We start from the raw sequence: 19,115 nt of genomic DNA on the forward strand, positions 1-19,115 counted from the left end.
CAATGCCCAGCAGAAGCTATACGCTCTTTCGCGACGCTATCCTGTCTGAGCAGCAGGTAACCTGCGTTTATGAGGGCCGCTACCGCGAACTGTGCCCGCATATCATTGGCACCAACAAGCGCGGCGAGGAAGCCGTGCTGGCTTGGCAATTTGGCGGCGAGAGCAGCGGCCGGTTACCGCAGTGGCGGTGCTTGAGCCTAGCGAGCGTGAGCCAGGCCCGCGTACGAATCGGGCCCTGGCACGAGGGCGGCTCGCACCGCACCACCCAAACCTGCGTCAGTAATGTCGATCTCGACATCAATGTTCACGTGCGCAAGCTGCGGTGAGTGCTCCTAGTTGCCGGCGAGTTCGATGACGGTCTCGCCTCGCGCAACGGCTTCGACAATTTGCGGCATGGCGCCCAGAAATTGACGGACCAGCGCGCGATTGTCGATGTTGCCGACGCGGATCCACAGCACGATTGGCCCTGCCTATTTGCGGCGCGAAGAAGAGAGAAATCGCGGTCTTGGTCACGAGAACGGCTGAGCGAAAAACGACTTCATTCCAAATCGCTCCGTCAGTGGCGGTCGCCATCCCGAACTCGGCGACATGAACCGAATCGAATCCGGCTCGACGCATAGCTTCCGCGAGCACGGGTGGAAGCTGAGCATCGATCAGATAAAGTAAGCTATTTAGCCGCTATGATCGGGTGATCAACTTGACCGGCGGCATAGGCAAGCACAGCGTCAATATCCGCGTCTTCCAGATACGGATAATCCTCGAGAACGCTCTCGCGCGACTGTCCGACAGACAGAAGTCCCAGAACGTCAGCAACCGTGATCCGTAGATCGCGAATACACGGGCGTCCATGCATACGCTGCGGGTCGACCGTAATCCTTGCCAGTAGCTCCGACATCTGTCACCTCTATGAACGTCAATATAGCATCTTCGATGGCATCTGTCAGCGCGCCGCGAGCGAGCACAATCAACGGTCCGCCCGGCACTTCCTCCGTCATGCCCTACTCCCTTGCCATCTTCGATCTCGACGGTACGCTGGCCGACAGCTTTCCATGGTTCCTGCGCACCATCAATGATGTCGCCGATCGCTTCGGCTTTCGCCGCATCGCCGATGAGGATGTCGAGGGGCTGCGGCATGCCTCGACGCGCGAGATCCTCAGCCGGCTCAAGGTGCCGCTGTGGAAGTTGCCGGCGATCGCGCGACATGCGCGGCGGCTGAAGGCGGAAGCTGCCGCGGAGATTTCGCTGTTCGCAGGCGTCGAGACGATGTTGAAAACGCTGGCCGCGAACGGCGTGCAGCTCGCGCTGGTGACGTCGGACAGCGAGGCCAATGCGCGCGAGAAGCTCGGCGAGGCCGCAGCTCTGTTCGCGCATTTCGATTGCGCCGCCTCGCTGTTCGGCAAGGCCGCGAAATTCCGCCGCGTCATCCGGCGTGCCGGCGTCGATCCTGCCTACGTGATCTCGATCGGCGACGAGGTCCGCGACATCGAGGCGGCGCGGGCCGTCGGGATTGCCTGCGCTGCGGTGTGCTGGGGCTATGCGGCGCCGGCGGCACTGCGGGCGCGCGGGCCGGACCACATGTTTGAGCGGATGGATGAGATTGCGGACGCGTTGCGCCGAAATCGTAGGGCTAGCGAAGCGTAACCCACCACTTGCGTCCCCTCGATCCGCTGCGGCGTATGGCGTGGTGGGTTACGCCTTCCGCCTCGAATCGTTGAAGCAACGCGCGTTTAGCCCGGCTAACCCACCCTACGCAACCGCGACCTCCTTACTCCGTCCGCCTGAGAAACGCCCCGAACGCCCGCGGGCCGTCGCCGGTCTTGACCTCGCCGACGACCTTCAGCTCGGCCGCATCGATGATATGAAGCGTGTTGCTCTCCCAGTTGGCGACGATGATGCGCTTGCCGTCCACGGTGGCGGCGATGCCTTCTGGATAGTCGCCGACCGTGATGCGCTTCACCGGCTTCAGTGTCGCCAGATCGAACACGCTGACGGTGCCGCCGTATTGGTCGGTGACGAAGCCGCGACCTTGCGCCAGCGCCACCGCATAGGGCCGCATCCCGACCGGCACGCGGGCGATCTCGCCTCCCCCGGCGATGTCGATCACCGAGACGTCGTTCGAGCCGACATTGGCGGTGTAGGCGCGCTTGCCCTCGACATCGATGGTAACGCCGAAAGGACGCGTGCCGACCTTGATGCTCGCCTTGCGCTCGCGCGTCGCGGTATCGACGACTGAGAGACTGTCGTCGTCGCGGTCCGCCGACAGCAGCCAGCGGCCGTCCGGCGTCACCGCGAGCCCCGATGGCGAGGCGCCTACCGCGATGCTGGCCGTGACGCTGCGCGTCGCCACATCGATCACGCGCACCGCGGCGGCGTACCAGTCGGCGACGTAGACCGTCTTGCCATCAGGCGCGACGGCAATGCCGAGCGGCCCACCGCCGACCTCGATCCTGCCGGCGACCTGCCGCGTAGCTGCGTCCACCACCGTCACGGCCTTGGCATCCGGGCTCGTCACATAGGCAAAGCGCCCATCGGCGCTGACGGCCACGCCGGCCGGCTTGCCGCCGATCGGAATGGTCGCCACCGCACGTGCGGTGGCGAGGTCCACCACCATCAGGTCGTCGCTGAGCTGGTTGGTGACGAAGGCCTCTTCAGCGGACGCATGCGCGATGCTGGCGGCGAGTGCTGCCAGGACCAGGGCGCGCACGATCAGCTTCCGCTTTCGATCTTCTTCTTCAGCGACTCGAGCCCGGCCTGATAAAGCCCCTTGACCGCCTTCACCGCGGCTTCGTCGCTCAGCTCCGGCGGCGGATCGTTGTTGGGAAAGCCGCGGTAGAACGCGCCGGCCCATTCCAGCGTCGAGCCCTTGCCGTCGGCGCTCGGCACCACCGTCAGCGTCGAGGAATAGTTGGTCACCGGCAGCACCTTCACATCGACGGTGGTGATGCGGTAGGAATAGGTCATCGCCGTGGCGTCGAACTTGTAGAGCTCCTCGTCGACGGTGGCGCCGCCGGTCAGCGTCAGACGGCGCGTCGCGCCGATCTCATTGCCCTTCTCGCCCTCGGTCTTGGTGACGGGCGGCAGCCAGCTCATGTCCTGGAAGTTGCCGATCGCGGCCCACACCTTGGCCGGGGCCGCGTTGATCTCGATGGATTCCCGCACCTTCTGCCGGGTCGGCCCATGGGCCCAGGCCGGTGTAAAAGCCGCAGTCAATGCCGCCGCTCCCACCGCCGCCAGCGCCGCAGCCACGGCCGTGCGCCGTCCAATCGTCACCCTCATCTCGTTTCCTCATGCGTCTCGTTGATCGTGCGCGACTTCGAAGCGCGCTCCGATGATCGTAGCGCATTTTGGGGCCGGGGGGAGACCTGTTCGTGGCGCCGCTGCGGCGGAGCGTTCGCGCAGGCTACAACGTGTTGCGTGGCTCGGCGGGCAAAATACCCTTGGGAAGGTCTACGACTGCAAGCAGAGATATTTCTCCTTATCCGTATTTCTGATTACTGTATAGAAAGCGTGCATTGCTCCCCGGGGAGAGCACGACATAAGCCGTAAAGCCACTCGCAGAGAAGGCCGGATGTTGGGCTTCACCTGTATCCCGCTGTGCATCACATCAAGCGCATATTGCGCGCAGCGGACCGCGGGTGCCAGCCGGCAACCGGCCTCCGCTGCGCCCTCGGCATCGTCGAGGGCGATCACCACCGCAAAACTCGGGCACGATGTGCTGCGAGGAGGTGAAGGTGTGTCCGAAGTCGTCCGCAGGTGATCCGATGCAACCGTTGACCAACACTCCGTCAGACTGCGTCCGCCGGCCTCACCCGTCGAGCGATTTCCACACCCTTCTCGCGCTCGACGACGCCGATATCGTACTGCCCCTGCAAGTCCAACCAGAATTGAGGACTGTTGCCGAAGTAGCGACCGAGACGCACCGCTGTATCAGCCGAGATGCCACGACGCCCGTTCAAGATATCGGTGACCCGACCCGAGGGAACGCCGATGTCGAGAGAAAGCCTGTTGGCGCTGAGCCCGCGTGCTGACATTTCGCGCTTGAGCAATCGTCCGGGATGTACAAGAGGAGCCATACATTTCAACCCTTATGATAGTCGACGATTTCAACGTGAAGGGCGTCGCCTTTGCTGAACTCGAAGCACCAGCGCTCGTTGACCGTCATCGCCCATTGTCCTTTGCGATCGCCCTTCAGCTTGTGCAGCCCGATGCTCTTCAATGGGCTCAGATCGCCAAGCGATTTTGCGACGTTCAACGCGAGCAACAAATCAGCCGCCGCCTCGAAATCGAGCCCGCGAAACTGGTTCGGACGCTCGCCTTCCCAGACCTTGCGGCTCGCCGCATTCCGCCAAGATCTGATCATGGCAAGAACATACTACGGATACCGGTGGACTGCAATCGACAGGGCATCATTCGTTCAGCGTCGCCTGCACGAACCCACGCGGATCGGCGCAAAACTCGCGCATCACCCGGTAATGATCGGTTTGCTCCACCGTTGTCGGCTCCAGGCCGTATTTCCCGAGCCGAAGCAGCTGCGCATTGGGATAGGCCATCAGCAAAGGCGCATGGGTCGCCATGATGACCTGGCAATTGTCGGAGCGATCCATCCGATGCAGGAGCTTGAGGAAGTCCATCTGCCGCGCCGGCGACAGCGCTGATTCTGGCTCGTCGAAGATGTAGATGCCCTGCTTTTGGCAGCGTTCCTCGAAGAAAACCAGAAAGCCCTCGCCATGGGAAAAGGAGAGATAGTCCGGCGCCTCCTGAACGCTCGCGCCAAACACGCCTTCCATGAGTTGCGCAGCACTCCCGGCCGAGCGATCCAGGTAGCTCGCGACAGAAAAGAATGTCTCCGCCCGGAAAAACCAGCCGTCGGTCACCTTCGGCACCCAGGCAGCCTTCAAGGCGGCAGACAGCTCTACGCCGGTGACTTCCATGCCGCCGCCATCGATCTCCTGAAAGCCCTTGCGGCCGCCGGTGCTGGCAAATCCGGCCATCCCCGCGATTCCCTCGAGGATGGTCGATTTCCCGGTCCCGTTCTCGCCGACGATGATCGTCACGGCGGTATCGAAGCTCAGGTCAAACTCGTCCCCGAACACGGGAAGGCAGAACGGATAGGCCTCCCAATCCTCAACCTGCGAACGATCGAGCCAGACGCGCCGGAGATACGGCGCAGGCAAGGTGGTTTGACGACGTCGTTTCCTGCCCATTTCCGTCCCCTCTTCCGTCCTCGCCAAATCCGACTTAAGAACGTAACAGGAACAATGATCGCAGCAAAGTGGTATTTGCGAGTGACGGCAAGTCCCGGTAGTGGCCTACTCCACCGCTTCCAGGACCAGCTCCATGGTCATCAGCACCGGATTGTCGCCGCGGATCAGGCGGCCCTCGGCGAGGCCGCCGGTATAGTCGACCAACGCGACGTCGAGCGCGGCTTCCAGTCTGCCGGAGCCTCCAGGCGCGATCGTGCCGGCCGTGACGGCGAGCTCGGTGGCGAACGGCTCGGTGACGCCGCCATGCGTGAAGCGGGCCCCGATGGTCGAACCGACGCCGCCGTGGAGCTTTGCACGAGCGATGCCGTGCTCGCGGCAAAATTCTTCAAGGCAGCCGGCAAAATCCTGGTTCGGGCGAAGCCGCAGCGCAAAGGCGCGGCTCGTGGTGCGGGCGCCGCTTTTGGCCGAAACGACCGGCCCGAACAGCTTGAAGTTGGTCTCGGGGTCGAGTTCGGCCGTGAACGTCGCTCCATCAATCCCGAAGGCCTCCACCGCGAACGGCTCGGCGACGATGGTCTCGTCCGGCAGCATATGGCCGCCGCTCGCCTTGCCATCGGCCTCGGTCCAGAGCCCGTGGCAATGAAAGAACGGCGCGCCGTCTCGTGTGCCGAGCGTCATGCTGCCGAGCTTCGTGCGCGTCACGCCCGCGGGCCGAAACGTGTCGCTGTAGAACGCGGCATTCTCGCCGGTCTTGGACAACGCCGGCATCACATAGGCGAACGGCCCGAGCGCGCCGCTGCCAAAGTTCAGCACGCCGCCGGCAAATCCCTCTACCGCGAAGCCGCGGCGCGCAGCCTCCAGCAGCGGCAAACCTGCTTGAAGCGTGAACGAGAAGGAACGTCCCCTCGCCTCCACCCATTGGATGCGCTCGGGAATCGGCGTGCCCGGCTGCTTGATGCTGCGCATGACGACCGCTCAGCCCGCTTTCGTCTTGTCGAGATCGAGCAGCCCGCGTGCCTCGAGCTCGTCGCGCACCATGCGTTTTGGGATTTTGCCATATCCGGACTTCGGCAGCGCCTCCCAGAAAAAGAACCGCTTTGGCATCTTGTAGCGCGGCACCTTCGACGAAAGGAACGCCGCCATCTCCGCTTCGCTCACGGGCTTCTCGCCTTCGCGCGCAACGCAGACGGCGACGCCGACCTCGCCCCAGGTCGGATCGGGCACGCCGAGCACGGCAACCTCTCCGACGCACGGATGGGTCAGGATCTTCTCCTCGATCTCGCGCGGGTAGATGTTGGAGCCGCCCGAGATGTACATGTCGGAGGCACGGCCGGTGATATAGACGAACCCCTCCTCGTCCATGTGACCGAGATCGCCGGTGCGGAACCAGCCGTTGCGGAACGCCTTCGCGTTGGCCTCGGGGTTGTTGTAATAGCCGGCGAACACTGCGGGGCCGATCACGCAGATCTCGCCGCTCTGGTTGGCGCCCAGCTCACGGCCCTCGTCGTCCTGGATCGAGACCTGCATGCCGGTGCGCTCGAAGCCGCAGGTGCCGAGCTTCACATGCGGACCGTCCTCGGCATCGTGCAGCGCCGCCGGCAGCACGGTGATGTTGCCGGTGACCTCGCCAAGGCCGAAATACTGCACGATGACCTTGCCGAGCTTCTTCAGCGCGGTCTTCTGGTCCTCGCGATACATCGGTGCGCCGGCATAGATCACCTGGCGCAGCGAGGAATGATCGTATTTGTCGACCGCGGGATGCTCGACCATCATCTTCAGGATGGTCGGCACCACGAAGAGATTGCTGACGCGATGCGCCTCGATCAGGCGGAACGCCTCGTTGATGTCGAACTTCTCGGTCGGCAACAGCACCGTGCGCGCGCCGCGCGCGGTCTGCATCAGCTGGTGCACGCCGGCGCCATGCGAGAGCGGCGCCACCACCAGCGATGCATCGGCTTCCGTTGTGCCGGGCGTGAGATCGGCGAGATGATTGGTGATCACAAAACCCATCTGGCCGTGGGTCAGCACCGCGGCCTTGGAGCGACCCGTGGTGCCGGAGGTGAAGAAGAACCAGCAGGGATCGTCGTGCTCGACCGCGACATTCTCGATCACCGCGCCCGCCTGCGACGCGATGGCGTCCGCAACCGACGTCTCGCCGAACGACGCCTTGCCGTCGATGCTCCAGGTGAACTCCAGCGCGCCGCCGCTGACGGCCGCAGCGTGCTCGGGAAAATCGGCGTGGCACAAAAACGTCTTCGCCCCGGAGGCCTGCGCGAGATAGGTGACCTCGTCGGGCATCAGGCGGAAATTGGTGGGAACCCAGATCGCGCCGAGCCTGAACGCGGCAAACATCGAAAAGAACATCTCGTCGCCGTTCTTGGAATGAACGAGGATGCGATCTCCTTTCTTGATGCCACGCACGGCGAGCGCGGCAGCCAGCGCCGAGACCTGCGTATCGATCTCGCTCCAGCTCCAGGACTTGTCACCCCAGACGAAGCCTAGGCGCGATCCATGCCGCCGCGCGTTCTGGGTCAGCATGTAAGCAAGATTCATGACGCGGCGAGACATGCGCAGGGGCTGCATGGGGCTTCCTCTTCGACGGCGGACGGCACGCAAGCCGCCCACTCCTTGCAGCCCATTTATCGCCATCGCCCGTGCCCCCGCAAGGCCGCCCGCCGCGCAGGATTGCGTGCAGTGTGAGCAGGAGAGTTACGTGACGCATTCGCCTCGGTCGTCGGCAGAGCGGCAATCGTTCAGAAAATTTTAAACATGATCGGCGCAACCTCGGGCAGTTCTCGCGTACGGAGTGCCGCATCATGGTCAAAGCGCCCGCCCTCCTCCTGTTGTCGCTGGCGCTTGCCGGTTGTGCCATGGGACCGCACGCCCATTTGGCCCCGGATGCAGCCTTCACGCCGGCACGCTACGCCTGGGATGGCGCCGGCGAGGATCCCAACCATCCGGGTGGTGGCTCCGAACCGAGACGGACCGCGGCCCGATCCGAGCGCAACAGGTCGCAAGCGAGACTCCAGCCCAATTCGAAGGAGTGGTGGCAGGCGCAGGACGGCATCGAGGCCGAGCAGGACGCCAGGGTCAACCGCTCGCTGGTCATCTGCCAGGGCTGCATTCGCCCGCAGCAACAGCCGGAGGATTCACGGCTCGCCAAAGCGACCGATTGAACCGAACCGCTCCGCATACCGGTCTACAGAGATACACGCCCAAGGGCGACGTCGGGTCGGTCGATTTCGATCCCGTCACCAAGTCGCAGGAACCGGACGTGAAATCGGTCAAGGTCGACGCCGAGAAAACCGAGGCCGACAAGGCGACCATCGCCGGCCACCGCATTGACCGCAAACCCGCCGACCAGGTCGTGCGTTATGATTTCGTGCGCCAAGCTGGCAGCTGGAAGATCGACGATATCACGGGCTCGTCGGATGGCGAAGCCTGGACGATCCGCAAGATGCTGGCGGACTCGCGCAAGAGCCGACCGGAGACACCATGAGCGACGTCATCGACAACAGGGCCCAACACCGTTTCGAGCTGGAAGTGGAAGGTCATCTCGCGACCGAACATTACAAGCTCGACGGCAGCGTCATCACATTCGAGCATACGGACGTGCCGAAAGAACTTGGCGGCAAGGGCGTCGGCTCAAAGCTGGTGCAAGGCGCACTCGACCAGGTCCGCGCGGCCGGATTGAAACTGATCCCGCAATGCCCATTCGTGAAAGCGTGGATCGAGAAGCACCCGGACTATCAGGATCTAGTAAAAAAATGAGCGAGAGCAGGCCCGCCGATCTTGCAGCGGGCCTGCCGACATCTGCGGCCTATTGCCCGTGCTTCAGCATATCCTGGTCACTCAGATCCCAGTCCTGCCACAGTTGGAGGACGCCGAGGACCACCGCCACCGCTCCCAGACTTGTATGGTAGACTCGGAGAAAACCTTCACCGGAATAGCCGAGCACGTAGGGCGAGACCATGAGCCACAGCCCAATCACGATTGTCGCCACCTCCTGCCATCGCTGCAAGGCGACATATTCGAGCTGGCTGAGCCCAAATATGACGAGGCCGATCGCGACCGCGTTCAGGACCATGATCTCGCGTCCGACGATCCCCGACTGATCCTGGATGGGAAACCACGGCGATGCAGCAATCAGCGCACCGAGCAGCATCCCGCACCAGTCTTCCCATGTTCGATGAGTATTCAAGAAACCAAAGTCCGACATCGTACCCTCCTACCAAAGAGGCATACGTCTGCGGCTGGCGATCACGACACTCCGAACGTCTGGCGACCATGCCGGCCGCATTCGGGCGTATGTCCTGAAACAAGACGTAGGGAACCGGCGCGCGATTGCAAGACCACCAATGTTATTTGCCAATGAAGCGGGGCAGCAGCCGGAATCGGCGCCGTCGAGAGCGGCGCGGCGAGCAACGCCATGAGGCTGAGTAGGACACGCATTTTGCAGATGTCTCCCCTGCGGCCGACTTCTTTTGGTCGCATCTTGGCAAGATCAGGGGCAGGCGCCTAGATCAGGCGACGGACGACAACTCGGAGGGATTTGGCATGGCGGCATCGGTGCGCGACAACAAGGACAGGAGCCGCTTCGAGCTCTACATCGGCAGCGAGATCGCCTTCGCCAATTACCGGCTGACGCCCTCCGCTGTGATCATCACCCACACCGAGACGCCGCGTGCGCTGCGCGGCCGCGGAATCGCCTCGGAGCTGGTCAAGGGCGCACTTGAATTGATCCGCCGCGACGGCAGGAAACTAATCGCCGGCTGCGGCTTCGTCGTGGACTATCTCGACAAGCATCCGGAGGACGCGGATCTGGTTGCCTGAAAGAGGGCCCGCGAAATCGCGGGCCCTCGCAGCGACCCGGCGATCGGTCAGTGCTTGATCTCAGGCGGCAGCTTGCCACCATTGGCGGCGAGCTTGGACATCACCTGCTTGTGCAGCCAGACATTCATGCTCGCCGAATCGTTGGTGTCGCCGCTGTAGCCGAGCTCCTTGGCGAGGTCCTTGCGCGCTGCAAGGCTGGAATCGATGTCGAGCGCCTTCATGAGGTCGACGATCGAGGTGCGCCATTCCAGCTTCTCGCCCTTGTGCGCAGCGACGGCCGCGTCGACGATCGCCGCGACGTCGACGGTTGCCATCGGCGCCCCTGCCGGCGCCGAACTGCCGGGAGCGGCCCCTGCAGGCGCGCTGCCCGAAGCTGCGCCACCGGCGGGCGCGGCGGAAGCCGGATGGCTGCCGAAGATCGCGCCCATGATTTTACCGAAAATGCTCATATCTGCTCCCCGAAAAGGATGCGTTGGAAGGACCTTGAGTGGCACTTATAGACGAAGTTTCTGCGTTGCGCCCGCAGAGTTCTGCGAACCGGCAAGCAGCATCAGCTTATCTGCGGCGAAATGACGGCCGAATGACATCATCGAGGTTGCACCGCGACATCGAATCTCACCCAGGCGTGAGGGACAGGACGGAGAATTGGGAGTACGATTCCTGTTCAGCTCGCGATGCCATCCGGAATTCGCGTCTGGTCGGGATCGCGATCATCCAAGAAAAGCGGCCGCTTGCGCCGTTTGCCGGCGCCGGATTCGGCTGCCAAGGGAGCAAGCGACCATGGCCACTCTTTACCACGGCAATGTACCCACGATGGCCCAGTCAGATGCGGCCGGACCAACCATCCGGACCATCCATCTGTCCGACCTGCACGACGCGCTCCGCCGCGGCTGGGAAGATTTCAAGGCGGTGCCGAGCCATGCCATCATCCTCTGCGTGATCTATCCGGTACTGGGCCTCGTGCTCGCCCGCGCGGTGATGGGCTATTCAGTGCTGCCGCTGTTGTTTCCGCTCGCTGCGGGCTTCGCTCTGATCGGCCCGTTCGCCGCACTCGGCCTCTATGAACTCTCCAGCCGGCGCGAACGCCATGAAGAGGCCAGCGCCTGGGACGCCATGGAAGTGCTGCGTTCGCCCTCCTTCGGCGCCATGCTCGGCCTCGGCACGCTGCTGCTCGCGTTGTTCGTGACCTGGGTCGCTACGGCGCAGGCGATCTATGTCGCAGCCTTCGGCTATGAGGGTGCGACCGGCATCTCGGATTTTCTGACCCGCGTGCTGACGACGCCACAGGGCTGGTGGCTGATCGTGGTCGGCTGCGGCGCAGGCTTCCTGTTCGCGCTCGCCGCGCTGTGTCTCAGCGCCGTGTCGTTTCCCCTGATGCTCGACCGGCACGCCGGTGCGTTCGACGCGATGGTCACCTCGCTCCGCGTCGTTGCCAGGAATCCTGTGCCGATGGCAGCCTGGGGCCTGATTGTCGCGGTGCTGCTGGCGCTCGGCACGATTCCGGCCTTCCTCGGCCTCGCGATCGTCATCCCCCTGCTCGGCCACGCCACCTGGCATCTCTATCGCAAGGTGATCGTCGCCGATGCCGGCGCGCAGCCAGTGCCGCCTCCGCCGCATCGTCCGCGCAAGCCGGCGGCAGACTTCCCCGCCAACCTCTTCCCCTGGCGGAATCGGACGGACGTCTGACGATAGCGTGACATCCGATCCTGCCCGGGTCCGGGCAGGATCGAGCGCATCAAACGCCTTGCTTTGGCCGCGGTTTAAATCGAGATTGCCGCCGCCGGTCAGCCCAATTCATGGAATCAATTTAGTCGAATGACCCCGACGATTTCTCGTCTCGCCCTCGCAGCTTTCGCCCTCTCCGTGTCAATCATGTCCGCCGAGCCCGCGCTCGCCGCCGTCGCCTGCGGTTCGAGCAATTTCGACGCCTGGCTTGCGGACTTCAAAACCGAAGCTGCAGCCAAGGGCATCTCGCAGCAAGCCATTGCATCGGGGCTTGCCGGCGTAACGCTGGATCAGGCTGTGCTCAATCGCGACCGCTCGCAAAAGGTCTTCAACCAGACCTTTGAGGAATTTTCCGGCCGCATGGTGCCGCCGCGCATGCAGCGCGGCTCCAACATGATGAAGCAGTATGGCTCAGTGCTGTCGCGCATCGAGCAAACTTACGGCGTGCAGGGGGAGGTTCTGGTCGCGATCTGGGGTCTCGAAACCGATTTCGGCGTCAACACCGGCAAGTTCGCAACCATCCGCTCGCTTGCGACGCTGGCCTATGACTGCCGGCGTGCCGAGCAGTTTCGCGCCGAACTGATGGATGCCTTACGCATCGTCCAGCGCGGCGATCTTGCACCCGGCGACATGCGCGGCGCCTGGGCCGGCGAGCTCGGTCAGACCCAGTTCATGCCGTCGTCCTGGATGAAATACGCCGTCGACTTCGATGGCAATGGCAAGCGCGATCTCCTGCACAACGCGCCGGACGTCCTCGCGTCCACCGCCAACTATCTCGCCGGCTATGGCTGGCAGCGGGGCAAGGATTGGCAGCCAGGCAGCCCGAACTTCGCGGTGCTCCAGCAGTGGAACAAGAGCGAGGTCTATTCCAAGACGGTCGCCTATTTCGCCACCCAGCTCGCGCGCGCCCCTTAGGGGCGCCGATATTCATTACATCTACGTAGTCAGGACACGCGCGCCTGATACGCGCGCCCTTCAGCCTGATATGAATTTCAATTCATATCTACGCTTTTCCGACACATGCGAATCACGCATGCGGGACTTGGGCATAGACGCTGCCGAGTCTTCTTGCCGTTGGCAGCAACACAACCTATTTCGGCCACAAGCGGAACCGCGCTCACGGTAATAAAACCGTGATTTTCCGGGTATTTATAAGCAATAGCGGCTGCTTTCGCCCAGCTATTGAGCGGGTCTGCCGCCAGGTTAATCGTCCGTTACCTGTGCCATGCGCTCTCAGCTTAGCTGCATCGCAACATCGGAACTTCCGCACTGCACCACACCCATCTATATTCAGTTCAACGATGAGGCCCGGGCAAGGGCTGAATCGAACTACAGGAGACTACCAATGCTGCTCTCGCTCATCCGCATGATCCAGGCTTTCCGGGACTATCAGCGCAATGTTGCCGAGCTGTCCCAGCTCAGCGATCGCGAATTGGCCGATATCGGCCTCGATCGCTCGGACATCCCGCGCGTTGCCGCCGGTGAATATCAGGGCTGACTTCGTTCAGCCCTCACCGGACGATACGATAACGCCCGCCTCGTGCGGGCGCTGTCGTATCTGAAGGCAGAAAATTCAATTTCGGCGATTCCACTGACCGCCGAAAAGCGCTACCTGTCCCCCATGACAGGACCCCAATCCAACATTGTGCACGTAATCGGCGCAGGCCTTGCCGGCTCCGAAGCCGCCTGGCAGGTGGCCAGATCAGGCGTTCGTGTGGTGCTGCACGAGATGCGGCCGACGCGCATGACGGAGGCGCACCGCACCGACGGGCTCGCCGAGCTGGTCTGCTCCAATTCATTCCGCTCGGATGATGCCGCCAACAATGCCGTAGGCCTGTTGCATGCGGAGATGCGCCGACTCGGCTCGCTGATCATCCACGCGGCCGACGCCAACCAGGTGCCCGCTGGCGGCGCGCTGGCGGTCGATCGCGACGGCTTTTCCGCTGCCGTGACCAAGGCACTCAACGAGCACCCGCTGATCGAGATCGCCCGCGGCGAAGTCGCAGGCCTGCCACCGGCCGACTGGAGCAACGTCATCGTTGCGACCGGCCCCCTCACCTCCGCGCCTCTCGCCGAGGCCATCCGCGAACTGACCGATGAGGGCGCGCTCGCCTTCTTCGACGCGATTGCACCGATCGTACACCGCGAGTCCATCGACATGTCGGTGGCCTGGTTCCAGTCGCGCTACGACAAGGTCGGTCCCGGCGGCAACGGCGCCGATTACATCAACTGCCCGATGACCAAGGAGCAGTACGACGGCTTCGTCGCTGCGCTGATCGCCGGCGAGAAGACCGAATTCAAGGAGTGGGAGACCAACACGCCCTATTTCGACGGCTGCCTTCCGATCGAAGTGATGGCGGAGCGCGGGCCCGAGACGCTGCGCCACGGCCCGATGAAGCCGGTCGGTCTCACCAACCCGCACGATCCGACGACGAAAGCCTATGCAATCGTGCAGCTGCGCCAGGACAACAAGCTCGGCACGCTCTACAACATCGTCGGCTTCCAGACGAAACTGAAATACGGCGAGCAGCAGCGCATCTTCCGCACCATTCCGGGTCTGGAGAAAGCCGAATTCGCCCGGCTCGGCGGCCTGCACCGCAACACCTTTCTCAACTCGCCAAAACTGCTTGACACCCAGTTGCGCCTGCGTGCGCAGCCTCGGTTGCGCTTTGCCGGCCAGATGACGGGCTGCGAAGGCTATGTGGAATCCGCTAGCGTTGGCCTGATTGCCGGCCTTTATGCGGCAGCTGACGTGCGCGGCGAGCAGCTCGCAAGCCCGCCCGGCACGACGGCCCTGGGATCGCTGCTTGGCCACATCACTGGTGGCCATATCGAGACCATCGAGCCAGGCACGCGGTCGTTCCAGCCGATGAACATCAATTTCGGCCTGTTCCCGCCGCTCGCCAGCGCGCCGACCAAAAAGCCCGACGGCAGCCGGCTGCGCGGGAACGGGAAGACGGTGGCCAAGAAGCAGGCGATGAGTGCACGGGCGCTCGCCGATCTCGATCGCTGGATCGCCGATCACCTGAACATTGCCGCCGCGGCGTGAGTTTTCGATGAGTCTTCCCAAAAACGACGCCGCGCTGCTCTCGGCGCGCTGGATCGAGGGCGTGCTGCTCAAGCGCGACGTGTTTTCGACCGTCGAGCGCGGCCGCTTTCGTGGTGACAACGGCGAGGTCGATGCGGTGCTGCGCCGGCTCGACGAGGTGCCGTGGTGGTCGTTCCTGCTGGCAAGCCACCTGTTCGCGCGCGAAAAGCGTGCGCTGGCCTGGACCAAAGGCCTCGATGTTGGTCCCGAACTGCTCTGGTCCGGTCGCCGGGCGTTGGTCCGCGGCTTCGTCGACGGCGTCACGCTGCATCTGGCGAAGCCGCATGGCGACCTCGCCTATTTCCGCTCGGCCAAGGCCGCGCTGCGCCGGCTGCGCCGCGCCGGCATCTGCCACAACGATCTCGCCAAGGAGCAGAACTGGCTGGTCGGCCGCGATGGCTGCGCCTATGTGACCGACTTCCAACTCGCCGCCTGCTTTGAGAGCCGCGGCCGGCTCTATCGCATCCTGGCCTACGAAGACCTCCGGCATCTGCTCAAGCACAAGCGTTCCTATGCGCCGGAGGCGTTGACGCCGCGGGAACGAAAAATCCTCGCCAAAAAATCCTTCGCCGCAAGCCTGTGGCTCGCCACCGGCAAGAAGGTTTATCGCGCGATCACCCGCGGCCTGTTCAATTTCACCGACCGCGAAGGCGGCGGCCGCAGGCTCGTCAACGACGCGCCGATGCTCGCCGATCTGATCCGCAAGAACCCGGCGGTGCGCGACACCGCCATCGTCGCGTTTGCCGACCGTCGTTCGGGCGTCGGGCTCTATGCGTTCGTGGAAGGCGATCAGGCCGCGCTCGAAGGCCAGCTCCGCAACGAACTGACCGCAGCCAAGGGACCAAAGCCACCGGAGCACATCCAGGTCGTGCATGCGCTGCCGCGCGATCCCAGCGGCAAGCCCCGCACCGAGATCCTGCAACTGGTCGCCATGAACCAGCTCGACCTGATCGAGCCGATGATGAAGAACGACCAGGACCGCGCCTTCCTCAAGGACATCCTGGAGCAACGCAAGAACCTGCGCGACCGCTTCAATTTCGAGGCGGACCTGCCGGCGAGCTAACCATGGACCCGCGCCTTGAAGCATCCACATTGCCGGTGGAGAAGCGGCCCGATGTGCGATGGCGTCGTGGCGATGAATAGCTGGGGGACGATGACAAATCGTGTGGTCGGCGGACTGATGGTCAGCCTGCTGCTAGCCGCCACGCCGGCGCTAGCCGAATCCCCGGCCGAGCTGATCTCCAGCTTCCGTCTCAAGCACGGTGAGGTCCGCGTCGTGCGCGATGCCACTCTCGACCGCATCGCCATGGACCAGGCGCGCGCGATGGCGGCCAAGGATGATCTCAGTCACGACGCCCTCGGCCCGTTCAACCGCCGCGTCGCACCGGCTGGCGCGGGCCGCGCCGCCGAGAACATCGCCTATGGCTACGACAATTTCGAGAAGACCCTCGGCCAGTGGATCGACTCCTCCGGTCACCGCAAGAACCTGCTGCTGCACAACGCCTCTCGCGTCGGCATCGCGAACGCCAAAAATGCCAGCGGCAAGCGTACCTATTGGGCGATGGTGATCGCAGGCGGCTACGAGCCCAAGCCGGGCAAGGGCAAGAAGGGCAAGGAGCCGCTGGTGGCCGTGAAACGCGAGGCCGCTCCTGCAAGCAAGCCCAAATCCAGCAACTGCCACATCAAGCTGCTCGGCCTCTGCATCTGAGGCGAAGACAGGCATTGCTACCGGCCGTCTTGCTCGCATCCCCGGAGGCGTCTAACTCATGCCGGAGATCGCGAGGACGAAGGTGCAGTTGATGGACATCGACCGAATACGTGCCGATACGCCGGCCGCCTCCCGGCTTGCTTATCTCCACAATGCGGGAGCAGGGCTCATGCCGACACCGGTTGCGGAGACCATGAAGCGGCATATCGACCTGGAGAGTGAGATCGGAGGGTATGCCGCGGCCGATCGGGAATCCGATCGCCTGGAGGCGGTCTATGGCTCGGTGGCCCGATTGCTGAATGCCGCACCCGATGAAATAGCCCTCACGGAGAACGCGACGGTTGCCTGGCAGATGGCGTTTTACGCGCTCCGGTTTTGCGAGGGTGACCGCATCCTGACCGCCGAGGCGGAATATGCCGCGAACTATGTCGCATTTCTCCAGGTCGCCAAGAGAACAGGCGCGATCATCGATGTCGTGCCAAGTGATGCCAGCGGCGAGCTCGATGTTGAGGCGCTCGAACGCATGATCGATGAGCGCGTGAAGCTCATCGCGATCACCTGGGTTCCGACCAATGGCGGGCTGGTCAATCCTGCAGCGGCCGTCGGCAAGATCGCGCGAGCGCGAGGTATTCCCTATCTGCTCGACGCCTGCCAGGCGGTCGGCCAGATGGCGGTCGACGTCGAAGCCATCGGCTGTGATATGCTGTCAGCTACAGGCCGCAAATTCCTCCGCGGCCCGCGCGGCACCGGATTTCTCTACGTGCGACGAGCGATGCTGCAACTGCTCGAACCGCCGATGATCGACCACTTCGCAGCGCCCTGGGTCTCGCGAGACGAATATCGGCTTCGCGACGATGCGCGCCGTTTCGAGACCTGGGAGAACAATTACGCAGCCCGGCTTGGGCTGGGTGTGGCTGTCGATTATGCCCTCGATATCGGAATAGGCCCCATCGAACAGCGCTGCCGCATGCTGGCGGACCGCCTCCGGGGCGGCCTCACGTCCATTCGGGGTATCAGAATTCGCGACCTTGGACGCGCGCCGGGCGCCATCGTCAGCTTCACGATCGAGAGGTACGAGGCGGAAGCCATTGTCGGCAGCGCAACCGCGGCCGGCATCACGATCGGCGCCTCAGATCCATCGAGCACCCGCATCGATGCCGAGATTCGCTCATTGCCGCCGGTGGTGCGTGCCTCCCCGCATTACTACAATACGGAAGCCGAGATCGATCGGCTGATCGGCCATCTCGCGGGTTTGGCCCCGCGATAACGACCAGCGCGCAAGCGTCATGTGCAGCGCGCGCTCAACCCGGATGCGCTGAGCCTGGCCATGACCTCGTCGAGATGCGCGCTATCGCGGGTCTCGATGACCAGTTGCAGCAGCGTCGCCTTGGCCGGCAGGTCCGAGAACGTCCGCTGATGCGAGACCTCGATGATGTTGGCGCCGGCCTCGGCCAGCAGCGCCGCAACCGCAGCCAACTGGCCTGGCCGGTCGGGGATGTCGAGCGACAATTGCGTCAATCGCCCCTCGCGCGCGAGCTCTCGCGTGAGGACGGACGCGATCAGCCTGGTGTCGATGTTGCCGCCGCTCAAGATCAGGCCAACCTTCTCGCCGGCAAAGCGGGTGGGATCGGACATCAGCGCGGCGAGGCCGGCGGCGCCGGCGCCCTCGACGACAGTCTTCTCGATCGAGATCAGGGTCGCAACCGCACGCTCGAGCTCGGCTTCGTTGACGAGCGCAATGTCGTCGACGAGGCGGCGGACGATCTCAGTCGTAATCTTGCCTGGAGATTTGACCGCGATGCCTTCGGCCAGCGTATCGCCGCGCGCCGGCAGATTGCTGCCATGGATGGCATTGTACATCGAAGGATAGAGCCAGGCTTCGACACCCACTATCCGCAACGACGGCTTCCGCGATTTCGCCGCAATGGCGATGCCGCTGATCAGGCCGCCGCCGCCGATCGGAACGACCAACGTATCCAGCTCCGGCACCGCCTTCAGCATCTCCAGCCCAACCGTGCCCTGCCCGGCGATGACGAGCGGATCGTCATAGGGATGGACGAAGATCATGCCGCGGTCTTCGCCGTGGCTTCGCGCGAACGCGGCCGCCTCTTCCAGAGTCGCGCCTGTGACAACCACCTCGGCGCCGTGGTGCCTGGTGTTTTCGACCTTCACCATCGGCGTGCCGACCGGCATGACGATTGTGGCGGGAATGCCAAGCCGCTTGGCGTGATAGGCGACGCCCTGCGCGTGGTTTCCCGCCGACATGGCGATCACGCCGCGCGCACGCTCCTCGGCCGACAGCGCGGTAAGCCGGTTTAGCGCGCCCCGCTCCTTGAACGAGGACGTGAACTGGAGGTTCTCGAATTTGAGCCAGATGTCGCAGCCACAGATACTGCTCAGCGTGCGACTGTAGCCACAGGGGGTCTCGACAACCGCGCCCCGGATCGTATCGGCGGCTGCGTGAATATCGGCCGGCACGACCGGAAAGCCGGCCAGATCGGTGGACGCGGTTTGGGACAAGTCAGCCATAGGACAACATAGAGCATTTGGCCGGCAC

24 protein-coding genes and 2 pseudogenes are annotated in these 19,115 nt (G+C 63.6%); 13 read left to right on the forward strand and 13 right to left on the reverse strand.

Going from position 1 to position 19,115, the window contains the following annotated elements:
* The first annotated feature begins 2 nt into the window (after positions 1-2).
* Positions 3-326: a hypothetical protein gene (locus FXV83_RS13675; protein WP_148739706.1), complete on the forward strand. Its 324-nt coding sequence runs from the start codon at positions 3-5 to the stop codon at positions 324-326.
* Between the two features lie 6 nt (positions 327-332).
* On the opposite strand, the gene FXV83_RS44915 is transcribed toward FXV83_RS13675, so the two are convergent.
* The 3 genes and pseudogenes from FXV83_RS44915 to FXV83_RS13680 all read right to left on the reverse strand — a co-directional run bounded on the left by FXV83_RS44915 (position 333) and on the right by FXV83_RS13680 (position 895).
* Entirely contained in the window at positions 333-458 is a 126-nt protein-coding gene (locus FXV83_RS44915) for a hypothetical protein (RefSeq protein ID WP_283811708.1), read from the reverse strand.
* 58 nt (positions 459-516) lie between these two features.
* A pseudogene (locus FXV83_RS45415) lies at positions 517-657 on the reverse strand (DUF5615 family PIN-like protein); the annotation flags it as partial.
* Between the two features lie 10 nt (positions 658-667).
* On the reverse strand, positions 668-895 hold the full coding sequence (locus FXV83_RS13680; protein ID WP_148739707.1) for a DUF433 domain-containing protein: 228 nt from the start codon (positions 893-895) through the stop codon (positions 668-670).
* 98 nt (positions 896-993) lie between these two features.
* Here FXV83_RS13680 and FXV83_RS13685 point away from each other — a divergent pair, with 98 nt between their 5' ends.
* Positions 994-1,641: an HAD-IA family hydrolase gene (locus tag FXV83_RS13685; RefSeq protein WP_148739708.1), complete on the forward strand. Its 648-nt coding sequence runs from the start codon at positions 994-996 to the stop codon at positions 1,639-1,641.
* A gap of 124 nt (positions 1,642-1,765) precedes the next feature.
* Here FXV83_RS13685 and FXV83_RS13690 read toward each other — a convergent pair whose 3' ends face one another.
* From FXV83_RS13690 to FXV83_RS13720, 7 genes are all read right to left on the reverse strand, one after another.
* Positions 1,766-2,704: a YVTN family beta-propeller repeat protein gene (locus FXV83_RS13690; RefSeq protein WP_148739709.1), complete on the reverse strand. Its 939-nt coding sequence runs from the start codon at positions 2,702-2,704 to the stop codon at positions 1,766-1,768.
* 2 nt (positions 2,705-2,706) lie between these two features.
* Positions 2,707-3,276 carry an SRPBCC family protein gene (locus tag FXV83_RS13695; RefSeq protein WP_148739710.1) on the reverse strand — a complete coding sequence of 190 codons (570 nt, stop codon included), beginning with the start codon at positions 3,274-3,276 and terminating at the stop codon, positions 2,707-2,709.
* Positions 3,277-3,785: 509 nt separating this feature from the next.
* On the reverse strand, positions 3,786-4,073 hold the full coding sequence (locus tag FXV83_RS13700) for a HigA family addiction module antitoxin (protein ID WP_148739711.1): 288 nt from the start codon (positions 4,071-4,073) through the stop codon (positions 3,786-3,788).
* Positions 4,074-4,078: 5 nt separating this feature from the next.
* Complete coding sequence (locus FXV83_RS13705; protein WP_148739712.1) at positions 4,079-4,360, reverse strand: type II toxin-antitoxin system RelE/ParE family toxin; 282 nt, start codon at positions 4,358-4,360, stop codon at positions 4,079-4,081.
* Positions 4,361-4,406: 46 nt separating this feature from the next.
* A complete protein-coding gene (locus tag FXV83_RS13710; protein WP_148739713.1) occupies positions 4,407-5,204 on the reverse strand; it encodes an AAA family ATPase in 798 nt (265 codons plus the stop codon).
* A 105-nt stretch (positions 5,205-5,309) separates the two neighbouring features.
* Positions 5,310-6,170, reverse strand: coding sequence for a PCC domain-containing protein (locus FXV83_RS13715; protein WP_148739714.1), 861 nt, complete (start codon positions 6,168-6,170; stop codon positions 5,310-5,312).
* Between the two features lie 9 nt (positions 6,171-6,179).
* Positions 6,180-7,787 (reverse strand): acyl-CoA synthetase, encoded by a 1,608-nt coding sequence (locus FXV83_RS13720; RefSeq protein WP_187435879.1) that lies wholly within the window; start codon positions 7,785-7,787, stop codon positions 6,180-6,182.
* A 233-nt stretch (positions 7,788-8,020) separates the two neighbouring features.
* Between FXV83_RS13720 and FXV83_RS13725 the strand changes: the two genes are divergently transcribed.
* From FXV83_RS13725 to FXV83_RS13735, 3 genes and pseudogenes are all read left to right on the forward strand, one after another.
* The gene (locus FXV83_RS13725; protein WP_148739716.1) at positions 8,021-8,380 is read left to right on the forward strand and encodes a hypothetical protein; all 360 of its coding nucleotides are present in this window, start codon (positions 8,021-8,023) and stop codon (positions 8,378-8,380) included.
* A 32-nt stretch (positions 8,381-8,412) separates the two neighbouring features.
* Positions 8,413-8,703 (forward strand): annotated as a pseudogene (locus FXV83_RS13730) (DUF3828 domain-containing protein); the annotation flags it as partial.
* Positions 8,700-8,975, forward strand: coding sequence for a GNAT family N-acetyltransferase (locus FXV83_RS13735; RefSeq protein WP_148739718.1), 276 nt, complete (start codon positions 8,700-8,702; stop codon positions 8,973-8,975). The pseudogene FXV83_RS13730 and the gene FXV83_RS13735, both read left to right, overlap by 4 nt.
* 49 nt (positions 8,976-9,024) lie before the next feature.
* Here FXV83_RS13735 and FXV83_RS13740 read toward each other — a convergent pair whose 3' ends face one another.
* Positions 9,025-9,423, reverse strand: a complete 399-nt coding sequence (locus FXV83_RS13740; protein ID WP_148739719.1) for an SPW repeat protein — start codon at positions 9,421-9,423, stop codon at positions 9,025-9,027.
* A gap of 338 nt (positions 9,424-9,761) precedes the next feature.
* Here FXV83_RS13740 and FXV83_RS13745 point away from each other — a divergent pair, with 338 nt between their 5' ends.
* Entirely contained in the window at positions 9,762-10,037 is a 276-nt protein-coding gene (locus FXV83_RS13745; protein ID WP_148739720.1) for a GNAT family N-acetyltransferase, read from the forward strand.
* A gap of 47 nt (positions 10,038-10,084) precedes the next feature.
* Here the strand turns inward: FXV83_RS13745 and FXV83_RS13750 are convergent, their stop codons facing one another.
* Positions 10,085-10,486 (reverse strand): DUF3597 domain-containing protein, encoded by a 402-nt coding sequence (locus tag FXV83_RS13750; protein WP_187435880.1) that lies wholly within the window; start codon positions 10,484-10,486, stop codon positions 10,085-10,087.
* Positions 10,487-10,817: 331 nt separating this feature from the next.
* On the opposite strand from FXV83_RS13750, the gene FXV83_RS13755 reads away from it, so the two are divergent.
* The 7 genes from FXV83_RS13755 to FXV83_RS13785 all read left to right on the forward strand — a co-directional run bounded on the left by FXV83_RS13755 (position 10,818) and on the right by FXV83_RS13785 (position 17,825).
* Positions 10,818-11,723, forward strand: a complete 906-nt coding sequence (locus FXV83_RS13755; protein WP_187435881.1) for a DUF2189 domain-containing protein — start codon at positions 10,818-10,820, stop codon at positions 11,721-11,723.
* 129 nt (positions 11,724-11,852) lie between these two features.
* A complete protein-coding gene (locus FXV83_RS13760) occupies positions 11,853-12,677 on the forward strand; it encodes a lytic murein transglycosylase (RefSeq protein ID WP_148739722.1) in 825 nt (274 codons plus the stop codon).
* Between the two features lie 430 nt (positions 12,678-13,107).
* Complete coding sequence (locus FXV83_RS13765) at positions 13,108-13,260, forward strand: DUF1127 domain-containing protein (protein ID WP_148739724.1); 153 nt, start codon at positions 13,108-13,110, stop codon at positions 13,258-13,260.
* Between the two features lie 123 nt (positions 13,261-13,383).
* Positions 13,384-14,811, forward strand: coding sequence for a methylenetetrahydrofolate--tRNA-(uracil(54)-C(5))-methyltransferase (FADH(2)-oxidizing) TrmFO (gene trmFO / locus FXV83_RS13770; protein ID WP_148739726.1), 1,428 nt, complete (start codon positions 13,384-13,386; stop codon positions 14,809-14,811).
* A gap of 7 nt (positions 14,812-14,818) precedes the next feature.
* Positions 14,819-15,913 (forward strand): serine/threonine protein kinase, encoded by a 1,095-nt coding sequence (locus FXV83_RS13775; RefSeq protein ID WP_148739728.1) that lies wholly within the window; start codon positions 14,819-14,821, stop codon positions 15,911-15,913.
* A 72-nt stretch (positions 15,914-15,985) separates the two neighbouring features.
* Positions 15,986-16,558, forward strand: a complete 573-nt coding sequence (locus FXV83_RS13780) for a CAP domain-containing protein (RefSeq protein WP_148739789.1) — start codon at positions 15,986-15,988, stop codon at positions 16,556-16,558.
* A gap of 88 nt (positions 16,559-16,646) precedes the next feature.
* Positions 16,647-17,825 (forward strand): aminotransferase class V-fold PLP-dependent enzyme, encoded by a 1,179-nt coding sequence (locus FXV83_RS13785; protein WP_148739787.1) that lies wholly within the window; start codon positions 16,647-16,649, stop codon positions 17,823-17,825.
* Between the two features lie 17 nt (positions 17,826-17,842).
* Here the strand turns inward: FXV83_RS13785 and FXV83_RS13790 are convergent, their stop codons facing one another.
* The gene (locus FXV83_RS13790; RefSeq protein ID WP_148739730.1) at positions 17,843-19,087 is read right to left on the reverse strand and encodes a threonine ammonia-lyase; all 1,245 of its coding nucleotides are present in this window, start codon (positions 19,085-19,087) and stop codon (positions 17,843-17,845) included.
* Positions 19,088-19,115: the final 28 nt, after the last annotated feature.

The organism is Bradyrhizobium hipponense, from assembly GCF_008123965.1.
In the GTDB taxonomy this organism is placed as follows: domain Bacteria; phylum Pseudomonadota; class Alphaproteobacteria; order Rhizobiales; family Xanthobacteraceae; genus Bradyrhizobium; species Bradyrhizobium hipponense.